The organism is Pseudomonas sp. G3-39 (assembly GCF_054790485.1).
Genome location: NZ_CP186497.1, coordinates 5,899,147 through 5,914,327, shown reverse-complemented (window position 1 = coordinate 5,914,327; position 15,181 = coordinate 5,899,147). Strand labels below are relative to the sequence as shown.

11 protein-coding genes are annotated in these 15,181 nt (G+C 60.1%); 4 read left to right on the top strand and 7 right to left on the bottom strand.

Features of this window, described 5'->3' with window-relative positions; all coding sequences use genetic code 11:
- Positions 1 to 40 precede the first annotated feature (40 nt).
- Positions 41 to 2,140, bottom strand: a complete 2,100-nt coding sequence (locus ACOYXG_RS26725) for an autotransporter domain-containing protein (RefSeq protein WP_460354951.1) — start codon at positions 2,138 to 2,140, stop codon at positions 41 to 43.
- Between the two features lie 588 nt (positions 2,141 to 2,728).
- On the opposite strand from ACOYXG_RS26725, the gene ACOYXG_RS26720 reads away from it, so the two are divergent.
- Together ACOYXG_RS26720 and ACOYXG_RS26715 are read left to right on the top strand one after the other, a co-directional pair.
- Positions 2,729 to 4,081 carry a HipA domain-containing protein gene (locus tag ACOYXG_RS26720; RefSeq protein ID WP_414888684.1) on the top strand — a complete coding sequence of 451 codons (1,353 nt, stop codon included), beginning with the start codon at positions 2,729 to 2,731 and terminating at the stop codon, positions 4,079 to 4,081.
- Entirely contained in the window at positions 4,078 to 4,356 is a 279-nt protein-coding gene (locus ACOYXG_RS26715) for a helix-turn-helix domain-containing protein (protein ID WP_027610348.1), read from the top strand. The genes ACOYXG_RS26720 and ACOYXG_RS26715 overlap by 4 nt, the downstream gene beginning before the upstream one ends.
- 31 nt (positions 4,357 to 4,387) lie before the next feature.
- Here the strand turns inward: ACOYXG_RS26715 and ACOYXG_RS26710 are convergent, their stop codons facing one another.
- Together ACOYXG_RS26710 and ACOYXG_RS26705 are read right to left on the bottom strand one after the other, a co-directional pair.
- On the bottom strand, positions 4,388 to 5,224 hold the full coding sequence (locus ACOYXG_RS26710) for an amino acid ABC transporter permease (protein ID WP_095137758.1): 837 nt from the start codon (positions 5,222 to 5,224) through the stop codon (positions 4,388 to 4,390).
- Positions 5,221 to 6,042, bottom strand: coding sequence for an ABC transporter substrate-binding protein (locus tag ACOYXG_RS26705; protein ID WP_027610350.1), 822 nt, complete (start codon positions 6,040 to 6,042; stop codon positions 5,221 to 5,223). Before ACOYXG_RS26705 ends, ACOYXG_RS26710 begins: the two co-directional genes overlap by 4 nt.
- Positions 6,043 to 6,152: 110 nt before the next feature.
- Between ACOYXG_RS26705 and ACOYXG_RS26700 the strand changes: the two genes are divergently transcribed.
- Positions 6,153 to 7,052 (top strand): homocysteine S-methyltransferase family protein, encoded by a 900-nt coding sequence (locus tag ACOYXG_RS26700; RefSeq protein WP_460354945.1) that lies wholly within the window; start codon positions 6,153 to 6,155, stop codon positions 7,050 to 7,052.
- Positions 7,053 to 7,152: 100 nt separating this feature from the next.
- Here the strand turns inward: ACOYXG_RS26700 and ACOYXG_RS26695 are convergent, their stop codons facing one another.
- Genes ACOYXG_RS26695 through ACOYXG_RS26685 form a run of 3 tightly spaced genes read right to left on the bottom strand, consistent with a single transcriptional unit; the run spans position 7,153 to position 8,917 of the window.
- Entirely contained in the window at positions 7,153 to 7,824 is a 672-nt protein-coding gene (locus ACOYXG_RS26695) for a GNAT family N-acetyltransferase (RefSeq protein ID WP_460354942.1), read from the bottom strand.
- Between the two features lie 12 nt (positions 7,825 to 7,836).
- Positions 7,837 to 8,283, bottom strand: coding sequence for a GNAT family N-acetyltransferase (locus ACOYXG_RS26690; RefSeq protein ID WP_460354939.1), 447 nt, complete (start codon positions 8,281 to 8,283; stop codon positions 7,837 to 7,839).
- Between the two features lie 10 nt (positions 8,284 to 8,293).
- Complete coding sequence (locus ACOYXG_RS26685) at positions 8,294 to 8,917, bottom strand: FMN-binding negative transcriptional regulator (RefSeq protein ID WP_027610354.1); 624 nt, start codon at positions 8,915 to 8,917, stop codon at positions 8,294 to 8,296.
- A gap of 92 nt (positions 8,918 to 9,009) precedes the next feature.
- Here ACOYXG_RS26685 and pdxR point away from each other — a divergent pair, with 92 nt between their 5' ends.
- Positions 9,010 to 10,566, top strand: coding sequence for a MocR-like pyridoxine biosynthesis transcription factor PdxR (gene pdxR, locus ACOYXG_RS26680; protein ID WP_097089437.1), 1,557 nt, complete (start codon positions 9,010 to 9,012; stop codon positions 10,564 to 10,566).
- Between the two features lie 33 nt (positions 10,567 to 10,599).
- On the opposite strand, the gene ACOYXG_RS26675 is transcribed toward pdxR, so the two are convergent.
- Entirely contained in the window at positions 10,600 to 15,153 is a 4,554-nt protein-coding gene (locus ACOYXG_RS26675) for a hypothetical protein (protein WP_103368511.1), read from the bottom strand.
- Positions 15,154 to 15,181: the final 28 nt, after the last annotated feature.

The window sequence follows — 15,181 nt, the reverse complement described above, 5'->3', positions numbered from 1 at the left end:
CCGCAGGCCCGAGCCAGCGGCAGCTACACGTCGCTTTGTGTCAGAACGCCACGCGCCACTGGCCCATCACGCCGTAACTGCGGCTGTCGCTACCGGCCTCGCCAGTGAGCCCAACGCCCAGAGTGTTACGGGCGGACAGGGTCAGATCCAGACCGGCGTCCAGCGTGAAGCTGTTGCGATCCATCTCGGCCCCGGCGACTGCAAAGCTTTTGCCACCCTTGACCAGTTGCTGGCGCGTTTCGTTATCGAGCTCGCCGTAGGTATGTTTCACGCTGGCGCTGAGACGTGGCGTGAACTGCATGCCGTTGGCCAGGTGACTGGTTTTCGCCAGGCGCAGGCCGACGGTGCTGCTCGGGTTCGCCCGGGTCTGCCCCTGAACCTTGAGCGCCGCATCGCCACCTTTCTCGGTGTAACCATCACGCTGGTAGCGTTGATAACCGACGCTGGCGAACGGTTCGAAGCTGACGTTGCCACGTCCCAGGTTGTAGCCGACTTCGGCAAACACCTGCTGGGTGCTGGCGTCATAGCTGCTCTTGAGGCGATCACTGAAACCATTGAAGGCAACGCGACGTTTGCCACTGCCGTCATGACTGCCGTACGAGGCGCCCAGGCGCAGGGCGAACGGGCCGTCCTGTCGCTGGGCGTAGGCGCCGAGGTACCAGCTGTCGAGATCGCCGTCAAACTGTTGGGCATCGAGCCGGGTTTGCGCTTTCGCCCCCATCAGGCCGACATGCCATTGCTCGTCGATTCGCCAGTCGGCCCCCATGATCAGACCTTGAGTGGAATGCTTCAGGACACTGTCGGCGTCCCGGTCGACCTTGCCGCCATGTCCCAGAGCTTGCAGCCAGACCCGTCCATTGCCTTCGTCGGAAGCAGCCAGACGTGGTGCATTCCCTGAGCTCCGCGCTCCATTGGCGCTGTCCAGTTGATGCATGGCCGAAAGCATGCTGGCGCTGAGCGGATTGACGCTGCTCAGTGTGGCTTTGGCGAGGTTGGCGTTGCTGCCGGCGGCGAGTTGTTCGAGAGCCACGCTGGCCGTTGGCTTGCTGGCGCCGAGCAGGGCCGTGACGGCAGTATTTTGAGGTGTGGCCGCGCCCATGGCTGTGCTTGGTTGGCGAGATACCGCAGGTTCTTGAGGTTGCTGAGGTTGCTGAGGTTGCTGAGGTTGCTGAGGGGTGGAGGGTGTCTCGTCAATGCTTTGCGCGAGCGCCTGACTATTCTGCGTGGTCGCAAGGTTTTCGAGCGGCACATCGTTACGGGCATAGAGCAAGCCCACTCGTTGTGTTTCGTAGTGCAGCGTCGGGGTCATGTATGCCAGATCGTTTTCAACGGTGCCGAACTGTCCCTCAATCTTTCCCGCTTCCAGAACGGTGTGCTGACTGCTTTGCGGGTAGTCGCCGGCGGTGACGAGTTTCAGGGTGGCGTCACCCAAATGAGCGGTTCCCTTGACGATCACGGTGGGACTGTTGCCGGAGGCATCCACGGCATAGGCCAGCACGGCAGAACGGGTCAGGCGCAGATCTCCCGCGACCTTGGGGGCGCCGTAGACATCGTCGACGGTCATGCGTCCGTACACGTTCAAATGATTAACCGCACCATTCCCGGCTATATGGCCGTTTTCCTCAACCTCCACCATGCCGTCAATCAGGCCCTGGTTGGTGAGGTCGCCGCCAGACGCGACAGTGGCGCCGCCATTGATCGCCCCTTTGTTGATCAAGATGCCCTCGGTCACTGCCGTACCCAGAATTTGCCCTTCATTGACCAGCAATGCCTTTGGATGAACCAGTACACCGAGGCTGAAATCACCCGGTCCGCTGCGGGTCCAGCTCCCGCGCCTGACCTCCAGCCCACTGAAGTTACGGGTTTCACCCAGCACGCCTTTCCTGTTCGCGTCGAGTTGCAGCAGGTTGTCGCCCCCGCCACCGTCGACCAGGCCGGCGAAGCTGCCCCGAGATTGCACGGTGACAAGGTCATTGCGCTCATCAAGCGCCAGCGCCACACCCTCCTGTGCCGGATAGGCTTTGCTGACCTTCAGTTGGACGGTTTTCGGATGATTGGTGAAAGCGTTGATCGCTGATTTGAATGCTTCAGGGGATGCGCGAGAGATGCCTTGAGTGTCGGGCGGTGCGTCCTGAGCCATGGACAGATCGGCACATCCCATGGTCAAAGCAATGGCTAATGTCAGGTGTTTTGGTCGAAAGTGGAATTGAACGGGCATCGAGTTCAGCCTCTCGTGGAAGGAGGCCAAACTCTAAGTTGGAGCCGGCAGGCGCCGATGTCAGCCGGATCGCTCGGTGCTGCGGGCTGCGTCTGTTTGATCTTCGGAAAAGAGCGGCTCGACAAAAATTGGCGGATTACGTCGTGCCGTCGCGTTGTCTTTTTCCTACAAATTGAATTGCCATTAGCCGCTTGTAATGATCAGAAATTCATTTGCCAGTGCCGATCAACCCGTGGTTGCGACTGTTGCTTCCAATCTCGCCGCTGCAGGGCGAGAAAGGCATGGATGGAGGGCCTTTTGTTACTAGCGGGCGGTCCGTAAATTGAGGGGTTCTTACAGAATGAAGTCGGAGGATGACCTGCATTATTTTGCGTTCAGATGATCTTAAGCTCAGTCGTATCTGCATTTTGTTGCAGATTGCAACGCCCCATCATCCGTCGAAATGCACTATATTGCATCTGCGGGCAATAAATCGCCTGTTTGAATGCAATTAAATGCAGGTGTCGAGACATGTACGACCTGACATTACAGATATTCAGTGCTGGAAAATGGCACGACGCAATGATTCTCAGGTTCGACAATCCTGAAAAGGGGTTCGAAAGTCGCTGCAGCTTCGGCTACGAGACGCCATACCTTGTCGAAAATATTGAAGCCACAGGCTCTCCGTTTTCCAAGGCCGTCAGTGCGTTGTATCCATTGGATTGGGAAGGGCGACGCTCCAGTACGCCCGCATTTGTCTATGACACTGCCCCCGCAGGAGCGGCAAAAAGATTTCTGCTTGCGCGTCTGGGGCAGGAGAAACCGGCGCATATCGGTGCCGATCTGTATCTGCTCGGCCAGAGCACTCCAGCTCCCATTGGCAATATGCGCATAAAAGAGTCGGCCGAGGCTGTCGATGAGCGTGAGCCCATCGGATTCAAGCGTGAGGATGTTGTTCACCGCGACAGTCGCTTTCTGGAATATGCCTATGAGCAAGGTGCGGCAATTGGTGGTGCTACAGGGGCAGGCGGTGAAGCACCGAAGCTATTGTTGACTGAAAACAAGGCCGGCCTTTTGTACCCCGATGCGGTATTGGGCGATGAAGAGGTCAGGCAGCATTGGTTTATAAAATTTGCCAGAAACAAAGGAAGTCTGGTCGATCAAGATATCCTGCGCAGCGAGTTCCATTACTACAAGGCGCTTCAGAAACTCGGCATTGAAACGATCGCGGTAGAAGGTTTGGCACTAGAAGAGGCGAGTAAGCCGAGCTTGTGGATGCAGCGCTTTGATCGAGAAGTAACGAACGGTGAAGTCAGTCGTTTTGCTGTCGAGTCGATTTATTCACTGGCTCAAGTAACGGCGCCGGGAAGTGCAATGAACCATATGGATGTCATCCGCATGCTCGCCGGGCTCTGGCGAAAAGCAGGACAGGCCAGTCAGATTCCCGCACTGGTGACGGATTACTTACGTCGGGACCTGATCAACAAGATCCTCGGTAACTCGGATAACCATGGTCGTAACACCGCGATAATTCGCCAGGAAAGTTCGTTTCGTCTGGCGCCGATCTATGACTTGGCCCCGATGGTCATGGATGACGAGGGTGTGACCCGTACAACCAAATGGCCAAAAGATCTGGAGAGGGCGGGAGAGGTCGATTGGCGGGGAGTGTGCCGCGCATTGGCTGATATCACCGATCCTAAAGACCCTTTGGCAGGTTTGACCGACGCATCAGATCCTTTCGAACGCTTGCGTGAAGATGCCCAGCGTCTGTCGGCGCTCCCCGACATATTGACGGCGAGTGGTTTGCCCGACAGAACGATGAACCACCCGGGAATCCATCTGAAAAATCTGGAGCAACGCTTGAAAGAGTGGGATCTGAAATGAGCATGACAGTAGCCGAGCGCACGGTGCTCATCGAAAACATTCAAGAGGCGCTGGCCCAAGGGACACTGGAGATCGGTGAAGCGGTTCGTCGTCTACGCGTGGAAGTGACCGGTCTGCATCAAACCCAGTTTGCCAGGATGTGCAAAATATCGGTTCGCACGCTGGTGCATATCGAGCATGGCGAGGGCAATCAGACATTGAAATCGTTGAATGCGGTGTTTCGTCCGTTTGGACTGAAAATGGGCGTGGTGCGGATCCGACGAGAGATCAATTAAAAACCGACGCTGGCGCAAGGTGCTGATTAACCTAGCTACGCCGCACATAAGCCTTGCCGTAATACCGCTCCATGCGCGCCTGGATCAGCTCCAGACCGATCGACATCAGCCAGTAGATGATCGCCGCCGTGGTCAGCATCTCGATATAGCGGTAGCTCGAGCGTCCGTAAGACTGCGCCAGAAACATCACTTCCCAGACGCCCATCACCGAGATCAGTGACGAGTCCTTGAGCATCGAGATGAACTGGTTGGTGGTCGGCGGGATGATCGTGCGCATCGCCTGGGGCAGGGTGATGCGCCAGAAGATCACGCTCTCGCGCATGCCCAGCGCCAGCGAAGCTTCGCGTTGGCCGTAGGGCACGCCGAGGATACCGGCGCGGAAAATTTCGCTGAGGTAGGCGCCGTAGTTAAGTGACAGGGCAATGATCCCCGCCACCACCGCGCCGGGCACCACACCCAGTTGCGGCAGGCCGAGGTAGATCAGCAGGATCTGGATCAGCAGCGGCGTGCCGCGAAAGAACGAGGTGTAGAAACTGGCGATCCCGAATGCCACGGCGCTTTTCGACAGGCGCGCCAGAGCGGTGACGAAGCCCAGCAAGGACGAGGCGACGATCGCGCAGGCGCAGAGAAACAGGGTCAGTGCCGCGCCCTGCAGAAAGCCGTTGGGCGCCAGGTGCACGCCGAGCAGATTCGGCAGCTTGTCGAGGATGATCGAGAGCTTCAGGTCGAAGCTGAGGAAAAAACCGGCAAACAGGCTGAACATCGCCGCCCAGGTCAGGTACAGGCGCGTGCGGAAACCAAGCAGCCGTTGCAGGCGCGATTCAGCTACCGGTTGTGGTGGCTGTGGAGGTGTCGGGAAGGCAGTCATTGGCTGATATCGGCGCCGATCCATTTCTGCGACAGCTTGCTCAGCGTGCCGTCCTGCTTGAGTTGCGCAAACACCTCGCGCACTTTGGCGTCCCACTCGGCATCACCCTTTTCGATGGCCACCGAGTTAGGTTCCGAGTACAGCGGCGCGCCCGCCAGTTTGAAACGCTGATCCTGATTCAGGCGCGGCTGCGCGGTCACCAGATTGGTGAGGATGGCGTCCAGGCGCACACCGGCGCCCAGGCCCAGATCCTGGAAGGCGACATTGTCGGTATCGTACGGAGCGATCTGCACATCCTCGAACGGGTACTCCAGACGCGTGTCTTCGGCGCCTTCGATGACCAGATTCTTGTTCAGATAACTTTCGTAGCTGCTGGCGCTGGTCAGGCCGACCTTTTTGCCGCTCAGGTCCTTGGCGCCGTGGATGCGATCGTCCTTGGCGTTGACCACGATCACGGCGGGCGAGGCGTAGTACTCGACCGGGAAATCGAACACTTCGGCGCGCGCCTTGCTCGGGGTCATGGAGCAGATGCAGATGTCATAGCGCCCGCTCCAGCGGCCGGCAGCGATCACGTCCCAGGATGGTGTTTCGAGGCGCAGCTTGACCCCCAGCTTGTCCGCAACGGCTTTGGCGACGTCCACGTCGAAGCCGTCGAGCTGATTCTGCTCATTGAGAAACGAGAAGGGTGGGTAGCTTTCCATCAGCACGCCGACCAGTTGTTTTTTCTGTTCGACGCGATCGAGTGTGGCGCCGCCGAAGGCTTGAGTGGACGCGGCCAGAATCGTCAGGCCCAGGGCCAGTAGCGGTTGAAGTTTCACAGTCGACACCTGAAAAAAGGGGTTGTTATTAACCGAATGGTGCGTATTAAATAGTTATAAGAACTACTCTGGTAGTGAGTAATTTTCATAAGCATATGAGCGAAAAGCATATGGGCACAGCAAGCACGGTAATTCTCGATGGCGGCATGGGCCGTGAGTTGCAACGCGCCGGGGCGCCGTTTCGGCAGCCCGAGTGGTCGGCGCTGGCCCTGATCGAAGCACCGCAAGCGGTCGAAGCGGTGCACGCCGCCTACATCGCCAGCGGCGCCAATGTGATCACCAGCAACAGCTATGCGGTCGTGCCGTTTCACATCGGCGAGTCGCGGTTTGCCGCTGAAGGTCAGACACTGGCGGCGTTGGCCGGAGAGCTGGCGCAGCGTGCGGTGCAGGCCTCGGGCAAAGCGGTGCGAGTGGCCGGTTCGTTGCCGCCGCTGTTCGGCTCCTATCGCCCGGATCTGTTCGAAGCGGCGCGGGTGAACGAATTGCTGACGCCACTGGTGACCGGCCTGGCGCCACATGTCGACCTGTGGCTCGCGGAAACCCAGAGCTCGATCATCGAGGCGCGTTCCATTCGCGCCGGTCTGCCGCAGGACGGCAAACCGTTCTGGCTGTCGTTTACTTTGAAGGATGAAGACACCGATGAGGTGCCGCGTCTGCGTTCCGGCGAACCGGTGGCCGAAGCAGCGGCGGTGGCGGCGGAATTGGGCGTCGAGACGCTGCTGTTCAACTGCAGCCAGCCGGAAGTGATCGGTGCGGCGATTGATGCGGCGCGCGATACCTTCGAACGCCTGGGTGTGCAGATTCATATCGGCGCGTATGCCAATGCGTTTCCACCGCAACCGAAAGAGGCGACCGCTAACGACGGTCTCGACCCGCTGCGCGACGATCTGGATCCGCCAGGGTATCTGCACTGGGCGAAGGATTGGCAGCAGCGTGGTGCCAGTCACCTGGGCGGTTGCTGCGGGATCGGCCCGGAACACATCGCGGTGCTGGCGCAAAAGTTGGGGTAAACAACAGATCAAAAGATCGCAGCCTGCGGCAGCTCCTACATGGGATTGACGTTCACCCTGTAGGAGTTGCCGCAGGCTGCGATCTTTTACATTTACAGACTCAGGAACGGCACTCGACCAAACCTTTCACCTGCCCGGTCGGCGTCTGGTTGGCATCGCTCAACCACTGCTCGAACCCTGTCGCAATCGCCGGCCACTCCGAATCCACAATCGAATACCACGCGGTATCGCGGTTCTGGCCCTTGACCACCATGTGCTGACGGAACACGCCTTCGAAGCTGAAACCCAGACGTTCGGCGGCGTATTTGGAGCGGGCGTTGCTGTTGTTGCACTTCCACTCCAGGCGACGATAGCCCTGTTCGAAGGCGTATTTGGCCAACAGGTAAACCGCTTCGGTACTCTTCGGTGAACGTTGCATCGGCGCACCGAAGGTGACGTGGCCGATCTCGATGCGCCCCTGCGCCGGGACGATCGACATCAGGCTCAGAATGCCTTGCACCTGGCCCGTGACGCGGTCGATCACGCTGAAGAAATACGGATCGCTGCTGGCCGCATGGTTGTTCAGCCAGTCATTGAAAACGCTGCGCTCGGGGAACGGCCCATAGGGCAAGTAATCCCACAGCTTCGGGTCGGCGCCGGGGCCTTCGAGGGCGTTGAACAACTCGTCGCCGTGGCGCGCCGGGTCGAGGCGTTCCAGGCGGATGAAGCGGCCTTCGAGCAAGGTGGCGGTGGGGGCGGGGACGCCTTTCCAGTCGGCAAGTGCAGTGGTCATGTACGCGGCTCCTTAAATGGCTTTGCGAAACTGGATGAATCCCGGGCGCTCGGCGATGCGCTCGTAGAGCTGAATCGCGGTGGCATTGGTTTCGTGGGTCAGCCAATGCACTTTGCAGCAACCGTCGGCCTTGGCAGTGGCGTAGACGTGTTCGATCAGCAAGCGACCGACGCCGGTGCCACGAGTCTCCGGTGCCACCAGCAGATCCTGCAAGTAGCAGGAGTTTTCGATGCTCCAATTGGAGCGGTGATAAATGAAATGCACCATGCCCACTGCTTTGCCGTCAGCCCAGGCGAGGGCGGCGTGGGCCGGCTCACTCGCGTCGAGGAAACGCTGCCAGGTGCTGTGCGTGACGGCGTCCGGCAACTCGGTATTGTAGAAGCGCAGGTAGGCCTGCCACAGCGGCAACCAGGCGGCGTGATCACCGGCGGTCACCGGGCGGATCTGGATCTGACTCATGCTGATTTCCTTAACGCATCAAGTGGGCGAGGGTTCGGTCGGCGATGTCGGGGCTGGCAGCCAGGCCTTCGCGCACGCCGGCAATGTCTTCGGCGCTGCGGTTCTGGCTGAGCTTGCGCTTGCCTTCGAGGCGGTCGATGGGAATGGCGAAACCGACGATGGCCTTGAGCATGCCGTCGATGTAGTCGGCCGGCGCATCGTCGACCTTCCACGGTTGTGCGCGACCGGCTTCATGGCGATCAGTCAGCGTGCTGACGATGTCGAGCAGGCGCCCGCCGTCGCTGAAGGTTTCGGCGTGGCCGTAGGCGTGCACGGCGACGTAGTTCCAGGTCGGCACGACTTTGCCGTGCTCGGCCTTGCTCGGGTAAAACCCCGGGCTGACGTAGGCGTCGGGGCCGGCAAAAATCAGCATCGCTTCAGCGCCGTCGCGCAGGTCTTTCCATTGCGGATTGGCTTTGGCCAGGTGCCCGTACAGCGTGCCGTTCGGACCCTGTTCGCGGTGCAGCAGCACTGGCACGTGGCTGGCTTGAAGGCCGTTTTCACCGTGGCTCACCAGAATCGCGAGGCGAGTGGCGAGGATCAGTTCGTGCAGTTGCGACAGTTCGTCGATGGCAAAGGCGCGGGGCGTGTACATGGATAGATTTTCCTTGGCGAATGCCTGCATCCTAGGCAGGCTATTGGTCTGTTGTAAGAGCCATTGATGACCAATTTCATAGGTCCATTGTCATGCCCGAATCGCCCACGCTGTCCATGCCGTTTAATCCGGCCGGTATCGAGCTCGACCGCCGTCAGGGTTTGAGCCGCCAGCTCTATCAGGCGCTGCGCCTGCGGGTGCTGGACGGGCGTCTGGCCAGTGGCACGCGGCTGCCGGCCAGCCGTGATCTGGCGGCGGCATTGGCGATTTCCCGCAACAGCGTGGTGCGCGCCTACGATCAGTTGTACGCCGAAGGCTTCATCGAGGGCCGCGTCGGGGACGGCACGTATGTGGCGCAATTGCCGCAAAGCGCATTGCCCACAAAAAAACTATCCACAAAAGTATCCACAGGGTTTTCAACAAGCTTACCCACAGCCTTATCCACAAATTGGCTGGATTTACCTGTGGTTCCATCCAGTAAAGTTATCCACAGCGATGCATTGCGGCGGGTTGAAAACAATCATCTGGCCCTGCCACCCAGTGGTCCGCCGCGTGCTTTTCGGGTCGGCGTTCCAGCCTTCGATCTGTTCCCGTTTGACGTCTGGGCCAAGCTGAACGCGGCTTTCTGGCGCAAGCCGGATTTGCAGCAGTTGTGTTATGGCGATCCGGCGGGCGATGCGCGGTTGCGCGGGATGATCGCGGCCTATTTGCGCAGCTCACGGGGCATGCAGTGCACGGCTGAGCAAATTGTGATCACCAGTGGCGCACAGCAGGGCATAAGCCTTTGTGCACAGTTGCTGGTAGCGCCGGGCGACGGCGTAGCGATTGAAAATCCCGGGTATCGAGCGGCCGGTCATGCCTTCGCCGTGGCCGGTGCCCGGTTGCACGGGGTGGCGGTGGACAGCGAGGGAATCGACTGTCAGCAACTGGCAGGACTGACCGATTGCCGCCTTATCTATGTCACGCCATCCCACCAGTACCCCACGGGGGTGGTAATGAGTCTGGCCCGCCGCCTCGAATTGCTGGCCTGGGCCGAGCGCACGCAGGGCTGGATCGTCGAGGATGATTACGATGGCGAGTATCGTTACAGCGGCGCGCCGCTGGCGCCTTTGGCCGCTCTCGATCGACAGGGGCGAGTGCTGTATGTCGGCACGTTCGGCAAGGTCGCGTTCCCGGCGTTGCGCCTGGGGTATCTGGTGTTGCCGCCGGGGTTGGTGGAGGCATTTGCGCAAAGGCGTGCGGTGGATGTGCGTCACTCCGAAGTCAGTACCCAGGCGGTGATGGCCGAGTTCATGGCCGCCGGGCATTTCCAGCGGCACATCCGACGCATGCGCCGCGCGGCGCTGAGCCGACGCAATGTCCTGCTCGGTGGCTGGCCGCAGAAAATTCCGGGCGTCGGCCAGTTGCCCGGCGTTGCCGCCGGGCTGCACCTGACCGTGCCGGTCGCCAGTGTGGCGCGTGAAAGCCAACTGATCGAACTGGCGCGTAGCGTTGACGTCGAGATCAATGGTCTGAGCAGCTATTGGCTGCCTGATTCCACGACCCCGGTCGACCAGCGCGCCGGACTGGTGCTGGGCTTTGCCGCGGTGCCTGAGCGCGCAATCGAAGCGGCGCTCGAGCGTTTGCGAACCGTGTGGCACACCCTCTGAAGCGGGCGCGGATCGACGCGCCCGACGGCGGTATCACGGTTGTGCTTCGAGTTGCAGGAACAGGCTCGGATCGCCAATCCGGCGCAGCACGTAATCGATTGGCGTCAGACTTGTCAGAGCCTGTCGACGTTCTGCGCTGAGGGTCTTCAAATGCGCATCGGCGATTTTCAGGTGCGCCGCGGTGAATTGTTCCGGCGCGGCTTCGGGCGAGTCGTAGTGAAAATGCGCGAGCCATAACGGCTGATCATGCTGGGTGCTGTCGAGTATCTGATACTCCTGAAAATAATCCTGGCGCTTTTTGGTCTTGATCCGGCCCTGGACGTTTCTGACGATCCGTACCTGATGATTGTCCAGCAACCATTGCAAATAGGCTTGTCGAGGTTGGCGGTCCTTGAGCAGACTGGCGCGCACGGCGATGCCTTGAGCACGTAACCGGATCGCGGCGCTGTTGAGTTCCGCACTCAAGTTGCCCACCGGCAACCGCGTGCCTCCAGAGGCGACAATGCGTGCCTGCGCCTGTTCGACGCTGGCAGCAATCTGTTCCAGTCGCCGAGCCTGCTGATCGAACAGATCCTGCATGTCTGCCGGTATGCGGTTGGGCCTCAGAGCGTCACGCCGGGTCCGGTCAATGAACGCCTGCACTCGCTCATTCTGGTTCAGGGCATCGGCAATGAACTCGATGTCGCCCACCTGCGTCGTCGGGGAGGCGGTGGGTCTGACGGGAAGCATTTCTTCCAGAGGTGATTCGCTGGCGGCTGCGGGCCTGGCGGGCGCAGGGTCACGAGGCCGGCTTTTGGTGACCTTGCCAACCGGTCGGGACGGTCCTGCGACAGAGGGGCCCGGTGTGGCCGGCGTGCTGCGGGCTCCGGTTTCCGGCAGCAGTTCGCTCAGTTGCTCCTGCGCCAGTTGTCTGAATTCGCCGAGCAAGCTTCTTAGCCGCGTCAGTTCTGCCGCAACCACCATGCCCGGATATTCGCCTGGCAAGTCCCCCAGACGCTGATCGGCATCGACATAGACATCAATCAGTCGGCTCAGACGATCAATGCGCAGCGCAGTGCTGTCGCCGTTGTCGGGTTTCCTGATCAGGGCGGCATGGCGGTGTGTGGCGGTGGCGGCTTCGATTATCAGCCAACCGGTGGCTTCCCGCGCCGCTTCGGTGGCTGTTTCCTGCATGCACAACTCGTGAGACATGCCGATGGCATTGGATTTCAGGTCCCACTGGTTAAACGCCGGGAGCAGTTGGCGCAAGCGTTGCGCGGTGGTCATGCCTGCACTGCCGATGGTGTCGAGGGTTTCCAAGGAGGTACGGGAAAGCTGCAGGCGGGCGATCATGTCCTGGCTCAACGCCAGAGCCTGGTGCAGTTCCTCGTTGTAACTTTGCAGCGCTTGCGGTGTATCGATGACCGTGTGTTGAGCCAATTTACGGGTCAATACTGCGTAAGCGTTGCGTTTGAGAACGAACCAGAGGCTGAGGTTTTTTTGCAGCAAAGTGGTCATGCGCTGCAATTCGACGAAATAGCCATCGCTCCCCCCTTTGAGGCGCCATTGGCCGAGTATTTTCAAGGCCTCGTCGTAATCCCCGATCAGCTTTTCGACGTGTTCAAGGTAACGCCGGGTCGCCTCTTCGTGGGCTTGTCCGGAGGCGCCAAGCATGGCTGACTGGGCTTGTTCCAGAGCAGCGTTGCCGACGGCTTCCTGATTTCTGAATGCTTCCAGAGCCGTACCGAGCTGGTTCCTCTGGGTTTCCTTTTCCTTGCGCTGGGCCTTGAGCTGACTTTGCAGGCTGGTGCCCCCGGCGCCACCGCGCAGACGCAGTCGGGTATCCACGAACCATTGGCCTTGCTGGTTGTGAATCAGCAGCGGACCGGTTTTTGACGGTGTCTGCGGATCAACGATTTGCACCTGCTGGTCATCGTTTTCAATCACGCGGAACCAGCGATCGCCCGCCTGCGCATAGGTGCTGGTAGCGAGGCGATACAGGGTCGCCTTGCCGCGCAGCAGGGTTTCCACGGCGGCTGCCGTGAGGTCGGGAGCCGGCACGGCCAGAGTATTCAGAAACGTTGCCAAGGCACCGGGCGAACGCCGGGGCACCGAGCCGTAGGCTTCAAGCGAGGAGTAATGGCTGGCCGGGAGTTGGTCCTTCAGCAGCGTGGTGACGTGTGTAACCGTGGGCGGGACAGGCGCTTGTGCAGGGGCGGTCTGGATCCGGGGCAGTCCTTCGCTTTCGATATCGCTTGCGCCTTCGCTGCGCAACGCTGTGCGGGGGCCGGTTGTGCGTTGGGTGGCCGCATGATGGGCCAGGATCATGCCCAGGTTCAGCAACATATCGGCAACCGCGCTCCACTGGGCGTGGGTATCGCCACGGTTGTGGGCATCCACGACCTGATCGATTTCGCTGATGCTTTGCCAGACCCAGATCGCCGCGCCTGCCGGGCCGCAGAGAAAGTTCGCGGCAACGTTGAACAACGCCCACCCGCTGTCTCGCAGCAAGGCCCAGCGGCGTTGCGCATTGGACAACGACTGTCGGTCGGCGAGTTCGGCCATCGCCAGTGCATGGGTCTTGAACAGCACCGGGAACACGTCGCCAGTCAGCGCCGTGGAGGCAAGCCCGACCGGCCCGGCCCACTTGACGCTGGTCCAGGGCTCGGCGAGCAATTGCGCGCCCAGCCACGGACTGGGCAGACCGATGGGGAAGGTGTATTGGGCATATTTGAAGCTGGTTTGGGAATCCGCCAGCCACGCCAGCACCGAATCTCTCAGTTCGCCTGGCTGATGGACGGCGTACAGCAGGTTTTGCGTTGAAGGGAATTGCAGCAATGGCTGCTCAAGCAACGGACGATACAGCAGGCATGGCCCGGCTCCAGGCAGACGCGGAGCAATGATGAACATGTTGGTGACAACATCGCCAACAGTCTCCCCGGCATGGATAAACGTCAGCGGACGAATGACCACAGTGTGTGGATGACCGGGTATCGGTTTGAGCCACTCCTGGACACAGCGATAACCCTGCTCATCCACGCCGCCGAGGCGACGCAGCTTGGATTCCAGTGCAATCAGCGGCAGCAGTGCGTGCAACTGGCGGATGTAAAAGCGCTGCTGCAGGGGGGCCTGCTGCGGATCGTTGATCAGTCTGTCCCTGATCAAGCCGGGGTATACCTCACCCATGTCGATCTTGTTTGCCATCTTCGTCAGGTAGGCGACAGTCAGCCACTGCGGCAGCGCTTGTGGCGGGTCGAATTGCAGAGTCGCCAGATACGGCGTGCGGTTTTGCAAGGCGTACTCGCCCAGGGTTTCGACATGGGTGTCATGCGGATCGGGCAGTGTCACGCCTCCCGATTCGAAGCTGTTGGTGATGCGGATTTGCAATTTGTCCAAAGGCAGCCCGGCCGCCGATGGCTGATCGGCAATGATCGCCTCACGCATGCAATTGCGCGCATAGGTATCGATCGGCGGGATTGGCAACAGCGCCTTGTCTGCCTGCCGGTACAACTGGCCCAGCGCATTGATCGATTGGCTGTATTGATCGAGCTCGGAAGCCGAAGCGTCGAGCAACCAGTCGGGTATCGAATCATCGAGGTCGATGAGGGTGTTTTTCTGCGGTTCGCTGGCTTGCTCGATCAGGGGCAGAAGGGAGGAGCCGTCCTCGCTTTCCTCGTCGAGACTTTGTCGGGTGATTGCCCGGATGGCATCGAGCTGGTTGGCAATCAGGACCCACGCCATGTGGTCGAAAAAATTGCCCTCGGGTTCGAACAACTGCCACTGCAGATTCTGTCCGGCCGGCAACAGTTCGATACGCTGCGGCAGTGATTCACCCAGTTGCTGCAGAGAGTCGAATGTCTCGTAACCATCTTCCACGGTGTACATCATGACCAGATCGCGCAGGCCATAGCGTCCGAAAATCACCACGGCGCCGCCCAGAATCAGGTGCCGGGCAGCGCCTTGAGCATCGACCGAGTCGATGTCGATCAGGCACACCCGGATGTCCGACAGTGTTATGTCGTGACGCTGGCGCTCCTGTTTGTCCGGGCGCCGCGAAATCGCCCGGGCGACCAGGCACTGTTCATCGTCCCAGCCCTCGGCGTTATGGACGTTCAGGGCTTCGCGCAGGGCATCGGAGAGTTCTTGCCAGCGCGGCAACTGGCGTCGGGTGCTGTTCCAGTAATCCAGCTGTCGCTCGGCGAAGGCAACAAACAACAGGGGCGCATAATCGTTGAGCAGATCGGCAATGGCCTCGATATCGACATCCATATGCACCACTGGCGTGGCCTGGTGGTTCAAGGTCAGAAAGTGTTCACCCTCGAGATAGTTGGCGCTGGAGCCGTTGAAAAATTGCCGGACGAGTGCCTCTGTCAGTGATTCAAATCGGGTCGGCAGGGCCACTCGTTCCGCGTTCAGCCATTGCCATTGTGGCGTGCCGATCATGGCCTGCTCGGGATCGATCTTGCGTTGTGGATACAGCGCTTCGAGCGCCTGACGCAGCACTGCGCTGGCGACTTCATCGACTGTGGGTCCGCGACTGGTCTGATGGACGATCTGGCTCTTTTGCAGCAATGCATGGGTTTCGGTGTTCGCTGAATGCTCAGTCATTGTCATTGTCCTTTTTGACGTTTGGGGC